The organism is Streptomyces sp. col6 (assembly GCF_008042035.1).
Classification (GTDB): Bacteria; Actinomycetota; Actinomycetes; order Streptomycetales; family Streptomycetaceae; genus Streptomyces.
Genome location: NZ_RDBL01000014.1, coordinates 285,786 through 308,781 on the forward strand (window position 1 = coordinate 285,786; position 22,996 = coordinate 308,781).

Genomic DNA, 22,996 nt, shown 5'->3' on the forward strand with positions numbered 1-22,996 from the left:
GAGGCGGACGGTATCCTGCACTCTCACCAACAGGTGATCCACACGCAACTGTCGAGGCGAGCGTATCACTCAACAGGCCTGCGCACAAGTACCGCTGGCTCACCCTCATACGGCACTCCTCTCCTCGTCTCCCACACACAAGGAAGGCACCAGCCTTGACCTCGTACTCCCTCACCGCAGCGGCCGCCGGAACCTGGCGGCTCGGTGATCTGACCGTCAATCGCATCGGCTTCGGCGCCATGCGGCTGACCCAGAACGGCGCGGCGTTCAGTAACGAGCGCACCCCGCACGACCGGGACCGGGCGGTCGCGGTGCTGCGCCGCGCCGTGGAGCTGGGCGTGAACCACATCGACACGGCGGCCTTCTACTTCTCACCCCTGCGCTCCGCCAACGAGCTGATCAACCGGGCCCTCGGCCCCTACCCGGACGACCTCGTCATCACCACCAAGGTCGGCCCCGGCCGCGACCCCAGCGGCGACTGGACCGACTGGGCCAGCCCCGAGCAGCTGCGCGGCCAGGTCCAGGAGAACATCCGTCAGCTCGGCCTCGACCACCTCGACGTGGTGAACCTCCGGATGAACGAGAACCGATCCGTCGCCGACCTCTTCGGCGCCCTGGCCGAACTCCGCGAGGAAGGGCTCATCCGCCACCTCGGCCTCTCCAACGTCCGGCCTGAGCAGATCACCGAGGCCTTGGCCATCGCACCGGTCGTCTGCGTGCAGAACCCCTACGGCATAGGCGAGCGGCGCGCCGGCTCCCGGGAGGTCATGCGCATGTGCGGTGAACTCGGCATCGCCTTCGTCCCGTTCTATGCCATCGCGGGCGCCGGCCGTGAGTCCGGGACCGGCGCCGCCGAGCACGAGACGCTGCTCGGCATCGCCCGCGCCCACGACGCCTCACCCGCCCAGGTCCGGCTGGCCTGGACGCTCCAGAACGGCCCGCACGTCCTGGCGATCCCCGGCACCGGCAATCCGGCCCATCTGGAGGCCAACGTGGCGGCGGGCGCCCTGCGACTCACCGACGAGGAGATGGCGCGCCTCACCGCTCTCGGGCAGCCCGCCGGAGCGGACGTAGCATGATCCTCATGGAGCAGCGCGAACTGGGCAGGACCGGACGGAACGTATCGGTCGTCGGACAGGGCACCTGGCAACTCGGCGGGGACTGGGGCGACGTCCGCGAGGCGGACGCCCTCGGGGTGCTCGACGCGGCCGTCGAATCGGGGGTCACCTTCTTCGACACGGCGGACGTGTACGGGGACGGCCGGAGCGAACAGCTCATCGGCCGCTACCTCAAGGAACGGCCCGACGCCGGGGTCTTCGTCGCGACGAAGATGGGCCGCCGCGCCGACCAGGTGCCGGAGAACTACACCCTGGACAACTTCCGCGCCTGGAACGACCGTTCCCGCGCCAACCTCGGCGTCGACACGCTCGACCTCGTCCAGCTGCACTGCCCGCCCACCCCCGTCTACTCCCGCGACGAGGTGTACGACGCGCTGGACACGCTCGTCGCCGAGCGGCGGATCGCGGCCTACGCGGTCAGTGTCGAGACGTGCGCCGAGGCGCTGACGGCCATCGCCCGGCCGGGCGTCGCGAGCGTCCAGATCATCCTCAACCCGTTCCGTCTCAAGCCGCTGGACGAGGTCCTGCCGGCGGCGCGGGAGGCCGGGGTCGGCATCATCGCCCGAGTGCCGCTGGCTTCCGGGCTGCTGTCGGGCAAGTACACCGCCGACACCGTCTTCGCGCCCGGGGACCACCGCACGTACAACCGGCACGGCGAAGCGTTCGACCAGGGCGAGACCTTCTCCGGCGTGGACTACGGGACCGGTGTGGCGGCCGCCGCCGAGTTCGCCGCGCTCGCCCCCGAGGGCGCGACCTCGGCCCAGACGGCGCTGCGCTGGATCATCCAGCAGCCCGGCGTCACCAGCGTCATCCCGGGCGCGCGCTCGACGGAGCAGGCACGGGCCAACGCCGCGGCCGCCGCGCTCGACCCGCTGCCGCAGAGCACGCTGGACGCGGTGCGCGACCTGTACGACCGCCGGTTCCGCGCGGCGGTGCACGACCGCTGGTAGTTACCGGCCGGCCCCGGGGGCCGAGGGCGCGGTCGTCGTCGTGCCGTCCGGCGTGGTGGCCGAGCCGGTGTCGGGGGAGAACAGGCTCATCCCCAGGAACACGGCCGCCAGGAAGGCGATGGCGCCCGCGATGGCGCTGGCCACCCGGGGCCGGCGCCGGATCGCCTCACCCGCGGTGCGCCGCTTGGGTTTCGCGGTCCGGGCCGCCGCGCGCCGCCCGTGCCCCTGTCCCTGCCCGTGGCCGTGCGCGGCGGGGGCCTGCGGCAGCCGGTACGTGGTCGGCGCGGCGGGGTCCGTCCCGGGACGCGGGACCGGCGCGGCGGCGAAGGGTGCGGGCTGCGGTGGCTGCGCGGGCGCCGGACGGTGCAGCGGCAGCGGCTCGGCCCGGCCGCGCCAGGCGTCGCTGTGGAACCAGTCGGCGACCTGCTGGGCGGTGGGCCGGTCCTCCGGCTGCTTGGCCAGCAGGCCGAGGAGATACGTGTCGAAGGCGGCGGAGACGTCCACGCCGCGCTGACGCAGCGGCACCGGCGGTGTGTCCACGTGCTGGTAGAGCGTGGCGGTGGCGGTGTCAGAGCGGAACGGCGGCTGGCCGAGCAGCAGTTGGTAGATGACACAGCCCAGTGAGTACATGTCGGACGCGGCGTCGGCCGTACGGCCGAGCGCCCGTTCCGGGGCGAGGTAGAGGCTCGTACCGACGATGTGGCCCGTCGTCGTCAGCGCGGCGGACGGGTCGTCGACGAACTGCGCGATGCCGAAGTCGCCGATCTTGACGGTGCCTTCGCCGTCCAGCATCAGGTTTCCGGGCTTGATGTCGCGGTGGACGATGCCCTGTCGGTGCGCCGCGGCGAGACCGGCGGCCGCCTGGCCGGCGATGTGGGCGGCCTGTTCGGGACCCAGCCGTTCCTGAGCCAGCAGCAGGTCCGCCAGACTGCGGCCCTCGACGAGCTCCATCACGAGGAAGAGCCGGTCCTCCCACGCCCCGAAGTCGAAGACGGCCACCAGGTGAGGGTGGCTCAGACGGGCGGCCGTCTGAGCCTCCAGACGGAACCTGGCGGTGGCCGACTCGTCGGCGTGTTCCCCCAGCAGCAGCTTGACCGCGACGGCGCGGCCGAGGACTTCGTCGGTTGCGCGCCAGACCTCACCCATCCCACCCCGGCCGATCGCGGATATCAGCCGGTACCGACCAGCAACCAGCACCTGTGCACACCTATCTCGATAGCTGGGGGGTGTCCTGCCGAACATGGCCGGGCCCGCCCCCAGGACCTCCCGCGCGGCCCGGACCGAGGGCCGCTTCGACTGCCGCGGCGGCGGCCTCGCCSSGGCGAGGGCGGGGTGGGGGAGCGCGGCAAGATCAGGATATCCGGCGCGCGGACCCCGTACGACCGTCGGCCGTCAACGGCCGCCCGCGACCGGCCGGCCCAGCGATTCGACCAGGGGCAGCAGCCGGTGCGGTACGCGTTCGCGCAGCGCCACCTCGGTCCGGGTCCTGACCACGCCGGGCAGCCGGATGAGCCGCTGGATGACGTCCTCCAGGTGCCCGTTGTCCCGGGCGACCACCCTGGTCAGCAGGTCGCCGCCGCCCGTCGTCGAGAAGGCCTCGACGATCTCCGGCACGGCGGCGAGCGCGTCACCGACCTCGTCGAGATGGCCCTGGGTGACCTCCAGGTGCACGAACGCGAGGACGGGGTGGCCGAGCGCGGCGGGCGAGAGGAAGGGGCCGCTCCCGGTGATCACGCCGTCCCGTTCCAGCCGGTCGATCCGCGCCTGGAGGGTGCCCCGGGCGATGGACAGGATGCGTGCGTACTCGCGCACGCTCGTCTGCGGCTGTTCGATGAGCAGCCGCAGGATACGGGTGTCGAGTGCGTCCACCGCCATGCTTCGCCGGCCTCTTTCGTGCGTCCTTCGGGGGCCAGCGACTGTATCAACGGCATCGGGCCGGGCCCGGTCGCCCGGCCGCCGTCGCGGACGGATGTGCCCCGCGCACGGGCGGGTGGCGCGGGGCACGGCCGGGACGGTCAGAACTGCACGTCGGAGCAGGCGTAGAAGGCGTTGCCGGTGTCGGCGATCGTCCACACGCCGAGGATCAGGTGCTTGCCCGACTTCTGCGGCAGCACGCCCGAGTGGGTCACCGTCGAGCCCGGCAGCCTGCCGCCGAACGGCACGGTGAGGAACGGCTGCGGGTCCAGGTCGGCCCGGGTGAGGGGCTTCGTGGGGTCGTAGCCGTCCTTGGTGATGTAGTAGCGGAAGTCGGTCGTGGCGTGACGCGCCTCGATCCGCCAGTTGAAGGTGTAGCTCTGGTTGGCGGTGACCTTGGTGGCGGGCCAGGCGCCGCCGCGCGGGTCGTCGAGCTCGGAGAAGCGGCCGATGCCGCCCGAGCAGATGTGGCCGTCGGCCGGGCCGCGGGTGGGGAAGCCCTTGGGGCCCTCGACGCTCGGCGGCTCCCACTGGATCTGCCCGCAGTGCTTGACGGTGCCGATGCCGCAGAGCTGCTGACGGCTGATGGGGGAGTCGGTGTAGCCGTGGCTCTGGGCGGGGGCGGAGGTGGCCAGCAGGGCCGCCCCGGCGAGCCCGAGCCCGGTCAGTAACGAAGTGATCTTTCTGCGCATCCGTCGCTCCTGGAGATGTGGGGTGATGTCCGGAGAATTCTGCGGTCTAGACCAAGGGTGAGCGTAGCGATGTCAAGTTGACATGTCTAGACCAAGGAAATCTTCTCCTCGGGAAGGCCTGCGCGGCGGACGGCCGCCGCGCAGGCCTCCGGAGCGACGGGGTTCTACCGGCGGGACGCCTTGACCTTCCAGGTCAGCCGCTCGGTGGTCTCGGCGCGGACCGCGGGGTCGCGGACCGACTTCGTGCGGTCCGTCGACTCGAGCGTGACCGTGTGCGTCCTGCCGTCCCTCGGCACGCCCAGCGAGGAGGGGGCGGCGGCGGTGAGACCCGTGGCCCGCTTCACCCGGACCCCGTCGACGTACCAGCGCAGCTCGGGAGCCGCCAGTCCGGTCAGGGCGGCCCGCGTCACCTCGATCCGGTCGGTCCTGCGGATCGTGGCGCCCGAAGGGGTGCTGCTGCTCAGCGCGTTGGCCTCGCGGTAGAAGCCCGCGATCATGGCCTCGCGCCCGGGGAGGTTGAAGTCCCTGACGTTCAGGGCCCGCATGATCGAGTTGGCGGTCGGGCGGTAGATCCCGTACGGGTAGTAACTGCTGCCCTCGTACGTGCCGACTGTGCCGCCCGTGGGGTCGGTCTCGCCGAGCCAGCGGTACCACTTGCTCCTGTCGGAGGCCATCCGGTCCGCGGTGAAGATGCTGGAGTTGATGTCCGGAAGCTCGCCGCCCGTCCAGGTGCCGTAGCTGTCGTACGTGTACTCGTCCGCCAGCAGGCCCACCGAGTGGGCTATCTCGTGGGCGGCGATCATGTTCGACTGCTCGTTGTCGGACGAGAGGGTCGAGACACCGTCGAAGGGGTAGCCCTCGGCCTCCAGGCCCGAGTAGCCGGCGCCGCCGTACTTGGTGGAGTGGGAGACGACGACGACCAGGTCCGCGTCCGGCGCCTTCGCCGCGTACGAGGCGACCTTGTCGATGTCGGCGCAGATCAGCCGCTCGGTCTGCGAGCACCAGAAGTAGCTGCCGAGGGCCGTGTCCTTGGCGACGTCCGCGGTGGGGTCCCCGCTGATGCCGGACTCGGCGGAGACGGCGTCGACCGTCCACACGTTCATCAGGCCCTGATAGCTGGCATAGGGCTCGATGGTGGTGATGTCCGCCCACTTGGCGGCGGCCGCGGAGTGGAAGGCCTCCTGCTCACCGGCCGTGTAGCCGTCGCCGACGATCACCACGTCGAGCCGGTCGTCCGAGGAGCCGGTCACCGACAGCCGGCCGACCGCCCCGTCCGTCGTCGGTGCGGCGGACGCGGAGCTCCGGGCCGCGGTGTGCTTCGTCTCCGTGCGGAGCGGGACCTCGGTCCGGTGTCCCGGACCGCCCGGCTCGGGGAAGTACTCGACGCCGACGTGCGGTTCCCGCGTGGGCTCCGGGTCCGAGGCCGACGCGGGAGCGGCGAGCGCCGCCCCGAGGAGGGTCATGAGCGCGACGCCCGTGGACAGGGCGGCCGCCTTTTTTGTGTTCATGTCAATCCTTTCCTCACGCCCGCACTGGTTAAGTTGTTGGTTCAATGGGCTTGAGTTGGCGCTTAACCTAGGTTGTGCGACGGGGGCGCACAAGGGGTGGCCGGGAGGGTGTGGCGTATCGAGGAGGTATCGCTTCGCGGACCCGACAACGGCCGGTACGTGTGGGAATATGCGTGTCCCCACGGGTGACGAGTCCGACCGGCGCACGCGGCCGCCGGGACCACTGGGGGACGAGAAGCGAGGGGCTGTCATGGCGCAGGCCGACGGGGTGCCGGTCAACGGTGAGGGAACGATCCGCTCCGAGGCCGGGCGGCCGGAGGGGCCGGGGGATCCCGCGGCGATCGGCCGGCGCGTGAGGAGTCTGCGCAAGGAGCGCGGGCTGACCCAGCGGCAGCTCGCCGAGCCCGAGTACACCGCCGCGTACGTCTCGACCCTGGAGGCTGGCAAGGTGCGCCCCTCCGGGGCCGCCCTGCGGTACATCGCCGAGCGGCTCGGGGTCGCCGAGGAGGAGCTGGCCACGGGCAGGCCCACCCATCTCGTCGCGGAGCTGCGGGTCGGGCTGACCGACGCGCAGCGGGTGCTGGCCGTGGGCGACGCGGCGGACGCGCGCGCCGCCTACGAGCAGATCCTGCGCAGGGCCGACGAGTACCAGCTCGCCCAGGAACGGGGAGCCGCGCTCACCGGCCTGGGGGAGTGCGCGCTGGAGACGGGCGAACTCGCCGAGGCCGTCGGCCGCTTCGAGGCGGCGGAAGTCGCGCTGGCCCGCGAACCCCTCCCGGCCCGTGCGCGGGCGGTCCGGGGCCGGTCGATCGCGCACTACCTCGCGGGCGAACTCCGTTACTGCTGCTACCTGCTGGAAAGCGCGATCGACGAGCTGAACACGTCGGGGCTGCACGATCCGGGCGCGCTGCTCCAGCTGTACACGGCGTCGATCGCTCCGTACATGGACATGGGTGCCCACGCCCGCGCCGCGCAGGCCGCCGAACTCGCGCTCGCCCTGGTGCCCCAGGTGTCCGACCCCGCTCTCGTGGCCGGCATGCACCGCACCGTGGCCCGCACCCTGATCGCCGAAGGCAGGGCCGACGACGCCCGGACCTCGCTGGCGCGCGCCACCGAGCTCTACGAGCAACTGCAGATCCGTACCGAACTCGCGCACTGCCACTGGATGCGGGGCTACGTCTGCGCCCAGGACGGCGACCTCGTCCAGGCGGAGGCGGCGCTGCGGACCGCTCGCTCGATGCTGGTCTCCAAGCGCGCGGCCCTGTACGTCTCCCAGGTGGAGGTCGAACTCGCCGACGTCCTGCGCAGGAGCGGGAAGTCGGCCCAGGCCGCGGAGCTGCTGGGGACTCTGCTGGCCGGTCTCCAGCACGACCGCGGCGCGCTGCACGCCGGTGGGGCCCACCGGCTGCTCGGGCTGATCGCGGAGGAGGCCGGGGACACCGAGTCCGCCGAGCTGCACTACGCGACCGCGCTCTCCCTGCTCGAACAGACCGGAGCCGCCGGGGACCTCGCCGACATCTGCCGCCTCCTCGGCGATCTGATGCGCCGCGAGGGCCGTACGGAGGAGGCGCTGAACGCGTACCGGACCGGGCTCGGACACCGCGCCGAACCGGGGACCACCACGCTCGGCCCCGCTCCCGCCCGCCCGCCCTTCACGCCCTGGACCTGAGGCGCGGGCAGGACCGGGCGGGGCCCGCGGCGGCGGCCGTTCGCACGGGTGGCCTGCGAGGCTGGTCCGTTGGCTCTGCCGTGGCCGAGATGAGCGACAGAATTCTGGGCCAGCGGCTCAATGAACCAGGCTCGATTTGAACCATTAGCCCGTCGGATGCTGAGATAGGTCAATCAATGGCGCTGCGGGTCCCTCGGGGACCCATGCGGCGCCTTTCTCATGTCCGGGCATGGTCCAGATACGAAGAAGGGGCGGGGCAACTTGCTGAAGAGGGCGTTCGTCGCACCGGACCCGGGCCGGATCCGGCTCCGGTTCGCCTGCCGGGCCGTGCTCGGCATCGGGCTCGCCGTGGTGGTGTGCGGGCTCGTCGGCCACTCGCTCGTGGCGGCCATCACCGGCGGCCTCGCCGCGCTGCTCGCCCTGTTCACCGTGACCGACCCCACCGTCCGCGGCCAGGCGGTCACCACCGCGCTGCTGCCCGCTGTCGGCTTCCCGGTGCTCGCCCTCGCCGCGGTCCTCCACGACCACCCCGTCGCCCGCGACGCCGCGTTCCTCGCGGTCATGGGCGCGGGGGTCTACGCGAGGCGGTGGGGGCCGCGCGGGCACTCCCTCGGCGTCTTCGCGTTCATGGCCTTCTTCAGCACGCAGTTCCTCCACACCCTGCCCCGCCAGCTTCCCGAGCTCTACTCCGCCGTCGCCCTGTCCCTGCTCTGCGCGGGGCGCGCCGCGGGGCGGGTGTCGGTCGACATCGCGTCACATACCTTCCCGGGTGGAGCGCATGTTCCCGAAGCCGCTGAAGCGGACGAGGATCAGCGAGATCGCGGTGGCCACGACGACGAGGGCGGTCGCGATCGCGGCGGCGTACCCGAGGTCGTAGGTCTGGAAACCGGTGCGGTACATCAGGTACGGCAGGATGGTGGTGTCCGTTCCCGGACCGCCCTTGGTCATGATGAGCACGGTGTCGAAGTAGGTCAGCGAGCCGACGATCATCAGGACCGAGGAGGTCGTGATGGTGTTTCGCAGCTGCGGCAGGGTGATGTGGAAGAACTGCCGGAACATGCCCGCGCCGTCGATCTCGGCGGCCTGGTAGAGGACCTGGGGGATCTGCCGGGTGCCGCCCTGGTAGATCAGGGTGTGGAAGGGCATGAACTGCCAGCCGCCGACGAACGCCACGGTGAGCAGGGCACCGGTGGACGAGCCCATGATGTTCGGGTCGATGCCGAACCAGGGCCCGATCTCCTTGATGACCCCGAAGTTGGGATCGAGCAGCGCGTGGAACAGCATCGCGATGGCTGTGGTGGACAGCAGCAGCGGGACGAAGAAGATCGCGGAGAGCACGGCGCGGCTGCGCTGCCGGCCGGCCGCCCAGACGCCGAGGAGCAGGGCCACCGGGGTCTGGAAGACCCAGCTGATGGTGGTGAGCAGCAGGCTGAGCCAGGCGGCCTGGCGGAACTCGGGGTCCTTGAAGAGCCGCGTCCAGTTGGCCGTACCGGCGGAGGTCGGGGAGTTCAGCCCGTCCCAGTGGCAGAAGGAGAGGTACACGGCGATCGCCAGCGGGACGATCGCGAAGAGGGCGAAGAAGAGGATGCCGGGCAGCGCCCAGGCGACCGGGGGGCGGCCGACGTTGCCGGCGGCCGCCTTCCGTCCTCCGCGCACCTTGGGTGACGAGGAGACGTGCGACATCGTTACTTGACGGCCTTCATTGCGGCGACGAACTGCTCGGGCGTGGACTTGCCGGCGAACAGCTTGCTGATCTCGGTGAGCAGCGGGGTGGCGATCCTGGACTCCAGCGCCTGGTCCCAGGACAGGGTGAAGTCGGGGGCCTTCTGGACCATCTCGTACTGGTCGGTGGCGAACTTCGGGTTCGGCGATCCGCTCAGCATGGAGGCGGCGTTGGAGGTGGTGGGCACGTCGCCGTTGTCCACGAGGGCCTGGGCGTAGGACTTGGAGGCCATGGTCTTGAGGAAGGCTATGGCCGCGTCCTTGTGCTTCGTGCGGGCGTTCACCGACCAGTAGTTGGTGGGGTTGCCGACCACGTCGGCCGGGTCACCGACGCCGCCGGCGACGGTCGGGAAGTTCGTCCAGCCGAGGTCCTTCTCGGCGAATTCGGGCGCCTTGCCGAGCTGGGTGGAGTACTCCCACGAGCCCATCAGGTGCATGGCCGCCTTGCCCTTGTTGAGCAGGGTGGGCGCACCGCCGTTGCCGTAGTCGACGGAGTTGAAGTTCTTGCCGAACGCGCCGTCGTCGACGAGCTGCTTGACGGTCTGGGCGGTCTTCAGGACGGCCGGGTCGCCCCAGGCGGTGCTGTCGCCGTTCTGGATCTTGCGGAAGACGTCGGGGCCGCCGATCCGGTCGAGCAGGTACTCCAGCCACATCAGCTCGGGCCACTTGTCGGACCCGCCGAGGGCGAACGGCGTGATGCCCTTGCTCTTGAAGGTCTTGATGGCCTTCTGCAGGTCCTCCCACGTCTTGGGGGCCGTGACGTCGTTCTCGGCGAAGAGGGTCTTGTTGTAGAAGAGCATCACGGGCTGCATACCGCGCATCGGGACGCCGTAGACCTTCCCGTCGAGGCTGCCGGCCGTGACGATCGACGGCAGGAAGCCGTCCTTCAGGGTGGCGTCGCTCTTGAACGTCGAGGTGAGGTCGACCAGCTGGTTCGCGTCGACGTACGGCTTGATGGAGCCGCCGCCCCAGTTGAAGAAGATGTCGGGGGCGCTCGGGGAGCCCATGGCGCTGCGGAGCTTGTTGACGTAGTCGGTGCCGGGTACGGAGACGAGCTTGACCTTCACGTCGGAGGTCTTGTTGAACTCCTTCACCGCGGCCTGCTGAACCTTCACGGCATCGTCGCCGTAGACGTACGCGGTCAGCGTGGCGCCACCGCCGCCGCTGCCGCCGTCCGATCCGCAGCCCGCCAGGACTCCCGCCATGACCATGGCCGCACCGGCCGCGGTCCATCTCGCCGCCCGCTTGCCCTGAGTGAAAATTCCCGACCGCATGACCGCACCTCTGTCGAATCTTTCGGAGTTGCTTGCGAATGTTGCCGGAACCGTACGGTTGGGTTTCGGGCCAGTCAAGAGGTCGCGGAGCGCGAATTTTTCGCCGGGGCACCCCGCTCGGTTCGGGCGCCGGGCGGTTACGATTCGCTGTATGAGCCCCGCAAACGTCCAGTCACATCAGGAGAATGCGCCTGCCGGAGCGTCGTCGGACGGCGCTGCCACGCTGGCGGAAATCGCCCGAGCGGCCGGAGTCTCGGCTCCGACAGTTTCGAAGGTGCTGAACGGGCGCGCCGATGTCGCGCCCGGTACGCGCACCAAGGTCGAGGAACTGCTGCTGCAGCACGGCTACCGCCGCAGACGCGGTTCCACCACGCAGTCGCAACTCATCGACCTGGTCTTCCACGAGCTGGACAGCGCGTGGGCGATGGAGGTCGTGCGCGGCGTGGAGAACGTCGCGCGCGAGGAGGGCCTGAGCCTGGTCCTCTCGGAGAGCGCGGGCCGCCTCAGCCCCGGGCAGACCTGGGTCGACGGCGTGCTGGCCCGCCGGCCGGTCGGGGTGATCCTGGTCCTCTCCGACCTCACCGCCGCCCAGCGCGCACAGCTCACCAGCCGCAGCATCCCTTACGCGGTGGTGGACCCGGCCGGCGATCCGGGCGACGACATCCCGTCGGTCGGCACGACGAACTGGCAGGGCGGTCTGGCCGCCACCCGCCACCTCACCGGGCTCGGCCACCGCAGGATCGGCGTCGTCAGCGGACCGTCCCGGATGATGTGCAGCCGGGCCCGGGTGGACGGCTACCGCGCCGCCCTGGAGACGGCGGGGGTACCGATCGACCGGTCACTGATCCGCGAGGCCGAGTTCTCGCACGAGGCCGGGTACGCGGCCGGCATGGAACTGCTGCGCTCGGCGGAGCGGCCGACCGCCGTCTTCGCGGGCAACGACCTGCAGGCACTCGGCGTGTACGAGGCGGCGCGCGAGCTGGGTCTGCGCATCCCGGAGGACCTGAGCGTGGTCGGTTTCGACGACCTGCCGCTCACCCGGTGGATCGGTCCGCCGCTGACCACGGTGCGCCAGCCGCTGATCGAGATGGCCGAGACGGCGGCCCGGCTGGTCCTCGACCTCGGCCGGGGCAGGCAGCCCGCGACGACGCGCGTGGACCTGGCGACGAATCTGGTGGTCCGCAGCAGCACGGCCCCGCCCTGCCGCTGAGCGGCGGACCGCGCCGGGACCGGGACACCCGGGCCGTCGTCCACGCCGTTGTCAGTGCCGGGGTACAGACTGGCGCGTATCCGGCACAACGGCGTTTCGGGAGGTTCGGTCATGACCGATGTACTGCTCACCGTGGGCACTCGCAAGGGGCTCTTCATCGGCCGCAGGCGCGGCGGTACGTGGGAGTTCGAGGGGCCGCATTTCAACGCCCAGGCGATCTACTCGGTCGCCATCGACACCCGGGGCGACCGGCCCCGGCTGCTCGTCGGCGGGGACAGCGCGCACTGGGGCCCGTCCGTCTTCCACTCCGACGACCTGGGCGCGAGCTGGGTCGAGCCGAAGACCCCGGCGGTGAAGTTCCCGGAGTTCACCGGGACCTCGCTGGAGCGGGTGTGGCAGCTGCAGCCGGCGGGGCCCGAGGCGCCGGGCGTCGTCTACGCGGGCACGGAGCCGGCCGCGCTGTTCCGCTCGGCGGACGGGGGCGAGTCGTTCGAGCTGGTACGCCCGCTGTGGGAGCACCCGACGCGTTCGCGGTGGGTGCCCGGCGGGGGCGGCGAGGGGCTCCACACCATCCTGACCGACGAGCGGGACGCCCGCGCCGTGACGGTCGCGGTGTCCACCGCCGGGGTGTTCCGGACCGCCGACGGCGGCGCGAGCTGGACCCCGGCCAACAAGGGGGTCTCCGCCGTCTTCCTGCCCGACCCGGACCCGGAGTTCGGCCAGTGCGTGCACAAGGTCAGCCGGGACGCGGCCGACCCGGACCGCCTCTACCTCCAGAACCACTGGGGCGTCTTCCGCAGCGACGACGCCGGGGGCAACTGGACGGACATCGGCGCGGGCCTGCCCTCGGACTTCGGCTTCGCCGTGGCCGCCCACCCGCACCGCGCGGACACGGCGTACGTCTTCCCGATCAACGCCGACGCCGACCGGGTGCCCGCCGAGCACCGCTGCCGGGTCTTCCGGACGACCGACGCGGGCGCCCACTGGGAGCCCCTGTCGGCGGGCCTGCCCGAGAGCGCCCACTACGGCACGGTGCTGCGCGACGCGCTCTGCACGGACGACGCGGACCCGGCCGGGGTCTACTTCGGCAACCGCAACGGCGAGCTGTACGCGAGCGCGGACGACGGGGACAGCTGGGAGCAGCTGGCCTCGCACCTGCCGGACGTGCTGTGCGTACGGGCGGCGGCGGTCGACGTGTGAGGCACCCCGCCTACGGGAGCCGCCAGTCGACCGGCTGGGCGCCCTGTGCGGCGAGGAGTTCGTTGACCCGGCTGAACGGCCTGGACCCGAAGAAGCCGCGGTCGGCGGACATCGGGGAGGGGTGCGCGGACTCGATGGCCGGCAGGTCGCCGAGCAGCGGGCGCAGATTGCGGGCGTCGCGTCCCCAGAGCACGGACACCAGCGGCTTGCCCCGGGCGGCCAGGGCGCGGATGGCCTGTTCGGTGACTTCCTCCCAGCCCTTGCCCCGGTGGGCGCCGGGCGAGCGGGGTGCGGTCGTCAGCGCCCTGTTCAGCAGCAGCACGCCCTGGCGGGTCCAGGGGGTCAGGTCGCCGTTCGACGGGCGGGGCAGCCCGAGGTCGGTGTGGAGCTCGCGGTAGATGTTCTCCAGGCTGCCCGGCAGCCTGCGGACGTCCGGGGAGACCGCGAAGCTCAGACCGATCGCCATCCCGGGTGTGGGGTAGGGGTCCTGACCGACGATCAGGACCCGTACGTCCTCGAAGGGCTGCTGGAACGCGCGCAGCACGTTCGCCCCGGACGGCAGGTAGGTGCGGCCCGCCGCGACCTCCGCACGCAGGAAATCACCCATCGCAGCGATGCGCCCCGCCACGGGGGCGAGGGCGTCGGCCCAGCCGGGCTCGACTACTTCGTTCAACGGTCGTGCTGTCACGGAAGATCACCCTACCGGCGCAACGAGGCCCCCCGGGGATAGGGTGCTGCCCGTCCTCACCCTTCGTCCCCGGGAGCCGGTCCATGACGTCACACGGGCACCCCGCCGGGGAACCGGGCGCGTACGTACTCGGGGTGGATTCGGGCGGCTCCGGGCTCCGGGTGGCGCTCGGCACGACGGAAGCGGACGCTCCGGTGGAGACCGCCGAGTGCGGCGGTCCGGTGCGCACCGGACCGCGCGGCATCGACGCCGCCCATCTGCTGGAGCAGATACTGCCCGCCGTACGCGCTCTGCTCGACGGACTCGGCACCGGTGGGCGGATCACCGCCGCGGCGATCGGCGCCGCGGGCATGGCCACGCTCGGCGACGAGTTGCGCGCCGAACTGCCGGGCGCCCTGGCCGACGCACTGGGCGTGCACCGGATCGCGCTCGCGGCGGACGCGGTGACCGCGTACGCCGGGGCGGTCGGGCAGCGGCCCGGAGCGGTGGTGGCCGCCGGTACCGGGCTGATCGCGCTGGGCACGGACCTGACGGCGTGGCGGCGGTGCCGTCCGGACTGGCGAGGTCGCGGCATTCGTACAGGCAGGCCGGAAGCGGGCCCAGTGGGGGTGCTCATGGCGCCGCATGCTACTGGTTTCGGACGGCCCCTTGCGCGGGGAGGGGCCGGTCGAGCGGGGCGGGGCCTGGATCGGGCGGGCCGGACTCGATGCCGCGATGCGCGCGCACGACGGGCGGCGCGGCGGTTCGTCCACGCTGCTGGCGCGCTTGGAGGCGGTGTTCGGGCCGCCGCAGGAGCTGCCCGGTCTGCTCTACCCACGCGCGGACCGGCCGGCCATGCTGGCCTCGTTCGCACCGGAGGTGGCCGCGTGCGCGGACCGCGACCCGGTGGCCGAGGGCATCCTGCGGGCCGCCGCCGCGCACATCGCGGAGGCCGCGGCGGCGGTGTGCCCGGAGGCGAAGGCGGACGAGGAGGCGTACGAAGTCGCGCTCACGGGCGGGCTGTTCCGGATGGGCGAGCCGTTGCTCGTACCCCTGCACGAGGAATTGGCGCGGCTGTTGCCACGGGCTCGGGCGGTCCCCGGTTCGGGTGATCCCCTGATCGGCGCGCTGCGCATCGCCCGGGCCCTGGCCACCGGGGGGCTGCGGCTGCCGCACCACCCGACGCTGCTCCGCGTTCCTGCGCCCGCGCCGCAGGCGTAGGGTGACGGGCACCCGCACGCTGACGACACTTCAGGGCAGTTGCCCAGTAAGCCACTGATCGGATAAAAGCGGACAGAGGCCGCTCGACCGGCCCCTCCCCGCGCAAGGGGCCGTCCGAAACCAGTAGCATGCGGCGCCATGAGCACCCCCACTGGGCCCGCTTCCGGCCTGCCTGTACGAATGCCGCGACCTCGCCAGTCCGGACGGCACCGCCGCCCGGAGCCCGTGGTCGCACCCGAGGGCGCTGCCGCGCTCGTTCTCGCCGTTCCCGGTACCCCCTCTTCGGAAAGCCGCGGTCTGGCCGAGGAAGTCATCAGCATCGCCCGTTCCGAGCTGCCCGGCCTGAACGCCCTGATCGGTTACGTCGACGGCGACGACGCGGAGTACCCGGCGCTGGCCTCCGTGATCGCGCATTCCGCCGCCGAGCGCACCGCGCGCTACGAGCAGGCGCTGGCCGTGGGCCGTGAGGTCGCCGAGCCCGAGGGCCCGGCCGCCGTGGTGGTCCCGCTGCTCGCGGGTCCGGACAGCGCACTGGTCCAGCGGATACGTCAGGCGATCACCGACAGCGACGCCCCGGCGGAACTGACCGATGTGCTCGGTCCGCACCCGCTGCTGGCCGAGGCGCTGCACGTCCGGCTGTCGGAGGCCGGGCTCGCCCGCGCGGACCGGGCGAGGCTCTTCACGGTGGCGACGGCCGCCGACGGGATCGTGCTCGCCACGGTGGGCGGCGAGGAGGCCGTGCAGGCCGCGGGGATCACCGGCATGCTGCTTGCGGCCCGGCTCGCGGTGCCGGTGATGGCCGCCGCCCTGGACGTGGAGGGTTCGGTCGCCGCGATCGCGGAGCAGCTGAAGGGCTCCGGCTCGCTGCAGCTGGCCGTGGCGCCGTATCTGGTGGGTCCGGAGCTGGCGGACGGTCTGCTGGACGCCGCGGCGAAGGAGGCCGGCTGCGCGACCGCCGAGCCGCTGGGCGCGTACCCGGCTATCGGCAAGCTGGTGCTGTCGATGTACACCTCGGCCCTCGGGATCGCTCCCCCGGTGGCCCAGGGGGCGCAGGCCCGCTGACCTTTTCGGCATGAGTGAGGCCCCGTACCGGACGGCAGTCCCGTACGGGGCCTCACGCGTACCCCGGAGGGATCAGCCGAAGATCACGCAGGAGGCCGCAGGCGCCTCCAGGGAGCCGTCGTGGCGCGGGATGCCGGTCTCCGGGTCCACCGTGAACCAGGCGACGTTCCCGCTGCGCTCGTTGGCCGTGTAGAGCCGGCGCCCGGCCGGGTCGAGCGCGAGGTCGCGCGGCCAGTGGCCGCCGCAGTCCACGGTCGTGACCAGGGACGGCTGCTCGCCGGTCGCGTCGAGCGCGAGCACGGAGATGCTGTCGTGGCCGCGGTTGGCCGCCCACAGGAAGCGGCCGTCGTGCGCGACGACGACCTCGGAGGCGTAGCTCTCGCCGGTCGCGTCCTCGGAGAGCACCGGCGTCTCACCGACCGGCTCCAGGACGCCCGCGGTGGCGTCCCAGCGGCACACGGTGACGGTGGGCTCCAGCTCGTTCAGCACGTAGGCGTGCCGGCCCGAGGGGTGGAAGGCCAGGTGGCGGGGGCCGGTGCCGGCTCGGAGCGCCGTCTCGCCGTGCGGGCGCAGCTCCCCGGTGGCCCGGTCGAGCGCGCAGATCCGCACCGAGTCGGTGCCGAGGTCGACGCTGAGCACCCAGTCCCCGGAGGGGTCGGGCAGCACCTGGTGGGCGTGCGGGCCCTCCTGGCGGTCCGCGACCGGTCCGCCGCCCTCGTGCGCGAGGACCGCGGCGACGGGGCCGAGCGTGCCGTCCCCGGCGACGGGCAGCACGCTGACGCTGCCCGAGCCGTAGTTCGCGGTGACCAGGTGGTCCGCGGCGAGGGCGAGGTGGGTGGGGCCGTCCCCGTCCACCGCCCGGACCTCACCGACCGGGCGGGGTTCGTCCGCGGTGACGTCGAGGGCCGCCGCGGCTCCCGGCTCGGTCTCGCTGACCGCGTAGAGGACCCTGCCGCCGGGGCCGAGCGCCAGGTAGGACGGGTCGGTTACGGCGTCGGTGGCGCCCAGGACCGTGAGCGCGCCGGTCTCCGGGTCCACGGCGGCGACGGTGATGCCGCGCCCGCCCGCCGAGGTGAACGACCCGATGAATGCCCGTCCCGCACCGTTGCTGCTGTCCACCGCTGCTCCTCTCCGCCGGCTGTGCGCGGCGGACGTGCCGTCGTGATCTTTGCGGCGACGGTAGCAGTGCGGCTGCGTGGTCTGGACCAAGGGTGCCGGATCGGGCCGCGCCGAAGGGGGTCAGGCAGTGACCAGGGGTGCGCTCGGCGGGCTGTGCAGCGGTGCGGCGAGCTCGGCGAGCGCGCGTTCCAGGCTGTGCAGGTGGGCGAGGGCGGGTTCGGAGGCGGCGGGGTGCGCGGGCAGGGCGGCCGTGACGGCCGTACGGGCGGGCCGCCCGGGTGCCGTGAGCGCTTCGACCGCGTTCTCGACGCGCCAGCAGGCGGCGGCGAGCCGGGCGTCGTGGGACGCCTCCGGGTCGGCGGCCACCGAGGCGAGACCGCGCACCTCGCGCGCGCACTCGTCGAGCAGGGCGAGGACGTGCCCGGCCCTGGCCCGGCGGGCGCGGAGCGGGCTCAGCGGGTGGACCAGCGGGGCGAGCGAGAGCCGGACGCGTCCGAGAAGGGCCTCCAGCTCGGCGACGCGCGGGGCCGGGTCGGCGGTGGCGGAGCCGGAGAGCCGGGCGGCGGCCTCCTCGGTGCAGGCGTGCACGCAGCGCAGGGCGCGCTGGATCCAGGCATCGGTCGTGGCGTGCGTGGTGACGGGCAGGACGAGCAGCACCGCGAGCATCGCCCCGAGCGCGCCGACGGCCGTCTCGCCGAGCCGCAGGGCGAGCAGGGCGGGATCGAGTACGCCGAGGGACCCGTACAGCGCGCCCGCCATGACCGTCACGGAGAGCATCATCCAGGTGTAGGAGACCGCGGCCGTGTAGAAGATGCCGAAGATCCCGGCGGCGACGATCAGGGCGGTGGGCACGGGCGCGCCGTGCACCGGGATGACGACGGCGAGGCCGATCGGGATGCCGATGAGGGTGCCCAGGATCCGGCGGAAGCCGCGTACCAGGGTCTCGCCGCGCGAGGCGGTGTTCACGAAGACCCACCAGGTGGCGCCGACGGCCCAGTACCAGCGCTGGTCCGACATGAGCTGCCCGGCCAGCAGCGCGACGGCCCCGCCCGCGACCGCCTGGACGGCCTGGCGGGTGGTGACCCGGGCCAGACCGGTACCGGCGGGCGGGGCCGTCGCGCTGCTGGCCGGGCAGCTCATGTCGGACCAGCGCCTCGACGACGGTGCCGCCGTACATGACGAGGACCCGTTCGCAGGCGCGGGCGACGACGCCCATGTTGTGCGTGATGAGGACGAGGGCGGTGCCGGTCTCGCGGTTGAGGTCGCCGAGCAGGGTGAGGATCTGGTCCTGGACGGTGGCGTCGAGCGCGGTGGTCGGCTCGTCGGCGAGGAGGATGTCGGGTTCGCCGGCGAGGGCCATCGCGATGAGGATGCGCTGACGCTGCCCGCCGGAGAACTGGTGGGGGTGGTCGTCGGCGCGGCGGTGCGGGTCGGGGATGCCGACCCGGTCGAGGAGTTCGACGGTACGGGCGCGGCGGGCGGCCTTGTCGTGGTTGCCGTGGGCGCGCAGCACCTCGTCGATGTGGCGGCCGGCGGTGAGGACGGGGTTGAGGGCGGTCATCGGGTCCTGGAAGACCATGCCGATGCGGGCGCCGCGCACGGCCCGCAGTTCCGCGTCACCGGCGGTGACGAGGTCGCGGCCGTTCAGACGGACCGTGCCGCTGGTGATGCGGCCGGTGCCGGGGAGCATCCGGTTCAGGGCGAGCGCCGTGGTGGACTTGCCGGACCCGGACTCGCCGACGACGGCCAGGGTCTCGCCCCGGCGCAGGGTGAAGGAGACCCCGCGCACGGCGTGCAGCGGTGAGCCGTCGGGGGCGGTGAAGTCGACGCCGAGGTCGCGGACCTCCAGCAGCTCCTGGGCGGTCATCGGCGTATCTCCCGGTTGAGCGCCTCGGCGATGAGCGAGAGGCCGAGGACAAGCGCGGTCACGGTGATCAGGGGACCCGCGGCGAAGTGCGGGGCCTGGGCGAGGTAGGGCATGGACTGGCTGAGCACGGCTCCGAGCGTGGGCTGCGGCGGCCGGACGCCGACGCCGAGGAAGCTCATGGCGCCCTCGATGAAGACGGCGACGGTCAGCGAGACGGCGATCTGCACGACGAGCGGGTCGGCCGCGTTGGGCAGGATGTGCCGGACCAGCACCCGGCTGCCCGAACCGCCGCCGACGCGGGCGGCGGTGACGTACTCGCGTTCCCGCTGTACGAGGACGCCGCCGCGCAGCAGCCGGCCGAAGACCGGGACCTCGGCGAGGGCGATGACGAGGACGACGGGGGTACGTCCCGGGCCGAGGATCGCGGTGACGGCGAGCGCCAGGATCAGCCCGGGGAACGCGAGGAGCAGGTCGAAGACGCGCTGGACGACGGTGTCGGCCACCGGGTGGGCGGCGGCGGCCAGGGCGAGCAGGCAGCCGAGCACCGCTCCGGCGGGCACCGCGACGGTGATGATGCCGAGGTCGGTGCGGATGCCGTACAGCACCCGGCTGAGCAGGTCGCGGCCGAGGTCGTCGGTGCCGAGGAGATGTCCGGGCGTGCCGGGTCCGGCGAGGCTCTGGCCGCTCTGGTCGGTGGGCCCGTGTCCGGCGAGCAGCGGGGCCAGGAGCCCGGCGAGGACGACGACGCCGACGAGGACGAGGCCGGTGCGGGCGCGGGCGGTGGACAGGGCGGTGCGGTACGGGTGACGGCTGCGGGCCGCGGTGCGCGGGTTGCGGGCGGCCGGGGGCGGCGCGGGGTTAAGGAGGTCGGTCATCTGGGTCATCAGGGTCACTCCCACCTGATCCGGGGGTCGAGCCAGGCGTACACAAGGTCGGTGAGCAGCTGGACGAGGACGAAGACGGCGACCAGGAGCAGCAGCAGGTCCTGGACGACCGGATAGTCGCGGCGCTGGAGGCCCTGTTCGGCGAGCTGTCCGAGGCCGGGCCAGGCGAAGATCGCCTCGACGAGGACCGCCCCGCCGAGGAGGTTGCCGACCTGCATGCCGAGCAGGGTGACGACGGGCGGGAGGGCGTTGGGCAGGGTGTGGCGCCACAGCAGGCGGCGCGGGGGCACGCCGGCGGCGGTGGCGGTGCGGATGTAGTCCTCGGCGAGGCCGCGTTCGATGCCGTCCTTCAGGTAGCGGCCGAGCACGGCGGCGCTGGGCAGGGCGAGGCAGAGCGCCGGCAGCACCAGGTACTGGACTGCGAGGTCGGGGGCCGTCAGGAAGGCGACCCGGCCGCCGGGCGGCAGCACGGGAAGCGCGACGGCGAAGACCAGGACGAGCAGCACACCGCTGACGAACGGCGGCACGGCCAGCGCGGCGGTGGTGATCACGCGGACGGCGGCCGTCAGCCACCGGCTGCGCGAGGTGGCCCCGAGCACGCCGAAGGCCGTACCGAGCACGATCACGAACAGCAGCGCCGCGACAGTGAGTTCGGTGGTGGCGCCGAGTCCGTCGCCGATCAGGTCGGCGGTCTGCCCGCCGATCGCGTACGAGGGTCCGAGGTCCCCCTTGAGGAGCGAGCCGATCCAGTGGGCGTACTGGGAGAGCAGAGGCGCGTCGAGGCCGAGCCGTTCGCGGATCGCGGCGACGGTCGCCGCATCCGCGTCCGGTCCTGCGAGCGCGGTGGCGGGGTCGCCGGGGACCAGCCGGAGGATGGTGAAGATGACGAAGGAGGCGGCGATCAGGACGAGGAGGGCGGACGGCAGCCGCCGGAGCAGGTAGCTGCGCATGTCACACCAGGTAGGCGTTGTCGAGGTTGAGGTAGGAGAACTTGTTGAGCGTGACGCCGTGCAGCCGGTCGGCGGAGACCTGGAGCTGCCCGCGGACGACGAGGTCGATGAGGAACGCCTCGTCGAGCAGGATGGTGGAGATCTTCTGGTGCAGGGCGTTGGCGGCGGCCGTGTCGGTCTCCGGCTCGGTCCAGGCCTCCTGGACGACCTTGGTGTAGGCGGCGGAACGGTACTTGGAGGTGTTCTTCGCCTCGTTGAAGGGGTACGCGCTGACGGCGAGGGTGGACGGCTGCACCTGGGCGAACCCGTGCCCGAGGGACCACAGGGCCGGCATGCCTTGCGAGATGAGCTTCTTCTGCGCGGTGGCCCCGTCGGTGGGCTGGAGCGTGACGTGGACGCCGACCTGCTTGAGGTCGTACTGGATGGACTCGGCGATCGCCGTCTCGCCGGGCAGCGCGATGTGCAGCATGGGGAGATCGAGCCTGCTGTGGCCGGCCGACTTCAGCAGCTCGCGGGCCTTGGCGGGGTCGTGGGTGTAATGGGTGCGGTTGGCCTCGCTGTAGGCGGGCGAGGACTTGGGCCAGGGAGCGGCGGAGGCGAGACCGTAGCCGCCGAGGGTCTGGGCGACGAGCCGGTCGCGGTCGACGGCCCAGGCGAGTGCCTGGCGGACCGTCCGGTCGTTCAGCGGGGCGACGGTGGTGTTGACTCCGAGGTAGACGGCTCCGGCACCGGTGTCGTAGTCGCTGATGGTGAGCCCGGAGCCGCTCCTGACGACGCCGAGGCTCTTGCCGGGCACGTCGAACGAGAGCTGCGACTGTCCGGAGCGCAGCGACGAGATCAGCGCGTCGGCCTGGGCTATGACCCGCAGTTCGACCCCGTCGAGGTAGGGCCGGCCGGGCTGCCAGTACGCGTCGTTGCGGGTGAGGCTCAGTCCGGAGCCGGGGCTCCACTTCTTCAGCTTGAACGGGCCGGTGCCGATGAACTTCTTCCCGGCCACGGCGTCCTCGACGGACTCCGAGTCCGTGATGATCATGAACTCGAACAGGTCGAAGAGGTTGTTCACCGGGTGCGCCAGCTTGAGCACCAGTTCGTGGTCGCCGCGCTTCTCGAACCCGGTGACCGTGGCCGCGGTGCTCCTCAACTGCGCCGCCCGCACCGGGTTCTGAAGATTCTTCACCGCGAAGATCACGTCATCCGCGGTGAACGCGCGGCCGTTGTGGAAGGTGACGTCGTCGCGCAGCCGGAGCGTGATGCTGCGCCCGTCCTTGGCGTACGTCCAGGAGGTCGCGAGCTCGGGTTTCGGGTGGAGCCGGTCGTCGTAGCGGGTGAGGGTGTTGTAGATCAGCCGTTGCTGGAGGGACTGGCCGCTCTGGGCGAACAGCAGGGCGGGCGTGAAGTCGGCGTTCACGGCGACGTTCAGCACACCGCCGCGCCGGGGTGCGGCACTCGCGCCCTGCGGGGCGGACGAGGTGTCCGACACCGCCGAGCGGCAGCCCGCGAGGCCCAGTCCGAGGAGCAGGGCGCCACCGCCGGCGGCGCGCAGCGTGGAGCGCCGGGACGGTCCGGAGGGCGTGAGGGGGTACAGCTCGGTCATCGAAGCCTGCCTGTGACGGTGAGGAAGGAGAGTGAGGGCGCGCGGCGGAGCACGTCCGGGTATTCGTTCCGCTGCGTAAGCAATGGAGCGACGGGAATGCGCTGCGCGAAGGCCGCACCGACCCGGCGGCCGCTGCGACGGCGTACGGGAAGGGGCGCGGGTAGGCGTGAAGGACCCCCGCGACGTGCGGGAGCAGATGAGGCCGTACGGGAGAGAGGGCCCCGGGTCTCAGCGAGTTGTGGCTACCGGTGAGAGATCAGCGCGGCGAGGAACGCGGGCCTGGGGGCCGCGGTCGGCTCAGCTGCGGGCGGCACAGACCGCGCTGGCCTGTCGACAGAGGTCGACGTGCCTGCGGGAGATGAGGCGCATGTCCGG

General features: G+C 72.4%; 18 protein-coding genes and 4 pseudogenes. 8 read left to right on the plus strand and 14 right to left on the minus strand.

Features of this window, described 5'->3' with window-relative positions:
- Window positions 1-155 precede the first annotated feature (155 nt).
- Window positions 156-1,079: an aldo/keto reductase gene (locus EAO73_RS24920; RefSeq protein WP_147973811.1), complete on the plus strand. Its 924-nt coding sequence runs from the start codon at window positions 156-158 to the stop codon at window positions 1,077-1,079.
- Complete coding sequence (locus tag EAO73_RS24925) at window positions 1,076-2,068, plus strand: aldo/keto reductase (protein ID WP_147973812.1); 993 nt, start codon at window positions 1,076-1,078, stop codon at window positions 2,066-2,068. The genes EAO73_RS24920 and EAO73_RS24925 overlap by 4 nt, the downstream gene beginning before the upstream one ends.
- Here the strand turns inward: EAO73_RS24925 and EAO73_RS24930 are convergent, their stop codons facing one another.
- From EAO73_RS24930 to EAO73_RS24945, 4 genes are all read right to left on the minus strand, one after another.
- Window positions 2,069-3,214: a serine/threonine-protein kinase gene (locus EAO73_RS24930; RefSeq protein ID WP_412075192.1), complete on the minus strand. Its 1,146-nt coding sequence runs from the start codon at window positions 3,212-3,214 to the stop codon at window positions 2,069-2,071.
- Between the two features lie 246 nt (window positions 3,215-3,460).
- On the minus strand, window positions 3,461-3,943 hold the full coding sequence (locus EAO73_RS24935) for an Lrp/AsnC family transcriptional regulator (RefSeq protein WP_147973814.1): 483 nt from the start codon (window positions 3,941-3,943) through the stop codon (window positions 3,461-3,463).
- Between the two features lie 140 nt (window positions 3,944-4,083).
- Window positions 4,084-4,674, minus strand: a complete 591-nt coding sequence (locus EAO73_RS24940) for a lytic polysaccharide monooxygenase (RefSeq protein WP_147973815.1) — start codon at window positions 4,672-4,674, stop codon at window positions 4,084-4,086.
- A 164-nt stretch (window positions 4,675-4,838) separates the two neighbouring features.
- Complete coding sequence (locus EAO73_RS24945; RefSeq protein ID WP_147973816.1) at window positions 4,839-6,182, minus strand: M64 family metallopeptidase; 1,344 nt, start codon at window positions 6,180-6,182, stop codon at window positions 4,839-4,841.
- 250 nt (window positions 6,183-6,432) lie between these two features.
- Here EAO73_RS24945 and EAO73_RS24950 point away from each other — a divergent pair, with 250 nt between their 5' ends.
- The gene (locus tag EAO73_RS24950) at window positions 6,433-7,851 is read left to right on the plus strand and encodes a tetratricopeptide repeat protein (protein ID WP_147973817.1); all 1,419 of its coding nucleotides are present in this window, start codon (window positions 6,433-6,435) and stop codon (window positions 7,849-7,851) included.
- A gap of 261 nt (window positions 7,852-8,112) precedes the next feature.
- Window positions 8,113-8,568, plus strand: a pseudogene (locus EAO73_RS36700) (FUSC family protein); the annotation flags it as partial.
- A 36-nt stretch (window positions 8,569-8,604) separates the two neighbouring features.
- Here the strand turns inward: EAO73_RS36700 and EAO73_RS24960 are convergent.
- Entirely contained in the window at window positions 8,605-9,534 is a 930-nt protein-coding gene (locus EAO73_RS24960; RefSeq protein ID WP_147973818.1) for a carbohydrate ABC transporter permease, read from the minus strand.
- A gap of 2 nt (window positions 9,535-9,536) precedes the next feature.
- Window positions 9,537-10,784, minus strand: coding sequence for an extracellular solute-binding protein (locus tag EAO73_RS24965; protein WP_147973894.1), 1,248 nt, complete (start codon window positions 10,782-10,784; stop codon window positions 9,537-9,539).
- Window positions 10,785-10,998: 214 nt separating this feature from the next.
- On the opposite strand from EAO73_RS24965, the gene EAO73_RS24970 reads away from it, so the two are divergent.
- A complete protein-coding gene (locus EAO73_RS24970; RefSeq protein WP_224756435.1) occupies window positions 10,999-12,057 on the plus strand; it encodes a LacI family DNA-binding transcriptional regulator in 1,059 nt (352 codons plus the stop codon).
- A gap of 111 nt (window positions 12,058-12,168) precedes the next feature.
- Complete coding sequence (locus EAO73_RS24975; protein ID WP_147973819.1) at window positions 12,169-13,257, plus strand: WD40/YVTN/BNR-like repeat-containing protein; 1,089 nt, start codon at window positions 12,169-12,171, stop codon at window positions 13,255-13,257.
- A gap of 10 nt (window positions 13,258-13,267) precedes the next feature.
- Here EAO73_RS24975 and EAO73_RS24980 read toward each other — a convergent pair whose 3' ends face one another.
- Entirely contained in the window at window positions 13,268-13,945 is a 678-nt protein-coding gene (locus tag EAO73_RS24980) for a uracil-DNA glycosylase (protein WP_147973820.1), read from the minus strand.
- Between the two features lie 83 nt (window positions 13,946-14,028).
- Between EAO73_RS24980 and EAO73_RS24985 the strand changes: the two are divergent.
- Both EAO73_RS24985 and EAO73_RS24990 read left to right on the plus strand, forming a co-directional pair.
- Window positions 14,029-15,145, plus strand: a pseudogene (locus tag EAO73_RS24985) (ATPase).
- A gap of 138 nt (window positions 15,146-15,283) precedes the next feature.
- Window positions 15,284-16,207 (plus strand): sirohydrochlorin chelatase, encoded by a 924-nt coding sequence (locus EAO73_RS24990; RefSeq protein WP_147973821.1) that lies wholly within the window; start codon window positions 15,284-15,286, stop codon window positions 16,205-16,207.
- A 72-nt stretch (window positions 16,208-16,279) separates the two neighbouring features.
- Here the strand turns inward: EAO73_RS24990 and EAO73_RS24995 are convergent, their stop codons facing one another.
- The 7 genes and pseudogenes from EAO73_RS24995 to EAO73_RS37365 form a co-directional block, all read right to left on the minus strand.
- Window positions 16,280-17,326 (minus strand): lactonase family protein, encoded by a 1,047-nt coding sequence (locus EAO73_RS24995; RefSeq protein ID WP_147973822.1) that lies wholly within the window; start codon window positions 17,324-17,326, stop codon window positions 16,280-16,282.
- Between the two features lie 120 nt (window positions 17,327-17,446).
- Window positions 17,447-18,445, minus strand: a pseudogene (locus EAO73_RS25000) (FUSC family protein); the annotation flags it as partial.
- A pseudogene (locus EAO73_RS25005) lies at window positions 18,405-19,193 on the minus strand (ABC transporter ATP-binding protein); the annotation flags it as partial. The pseudogenes EAO73_RS25000 and EAO73_RS25005, both read right to left, overlap by 41 nt.
- A complete protein-coding gene (locus tag EAO73_RS25010) occupies window positions 19,190-20,077 on the minus strand; it encodes an ABC transporter permease (protein ID WP_147973823.1) in 888 nt (295 codons plus the stop codon). The gene EAO73_RS25010 and the pseudogene EAO73_RS25005, both read right to left, overlap by 4 nt.
- A gap of 5 nt (window positions 20,078-20,082) precedes the next feature.
- Entirely contained in the window at window positions 20,083-21,027 is a 945-nt protein-coding gene (locus tag EAO73_RS25015; protein ID WP_147973824.1) for an ABC transporter permease, read from the minus strand.
- Window position 21,028: 1 nt separating this feature from the next.
- Entirely contained in the window at window positions 21,029-22,621 is a 1,593-nt protein-coding gene (locus tag EAO73_RS25020; RefSeq protein ID WP_147973825.1) for an ABC transporter substrate-binding protein, read from the minus strand.
- Window positions 22,622-22,918: 297 nt separating this feature from the next.
- Window positions 22,919-22,990, minus strand: a complete 72-nt coding sequence (locus EAO73_RS37365; RefSeq protein ID WP_376556267.1) for a putative leader peptide — start codon at window positions 22,988-22,990, stop codon at window positions 22,919-22,921.
- Between the last annotated feature and the right edge of the window lie 6 nt (window positions 22,991-22,996).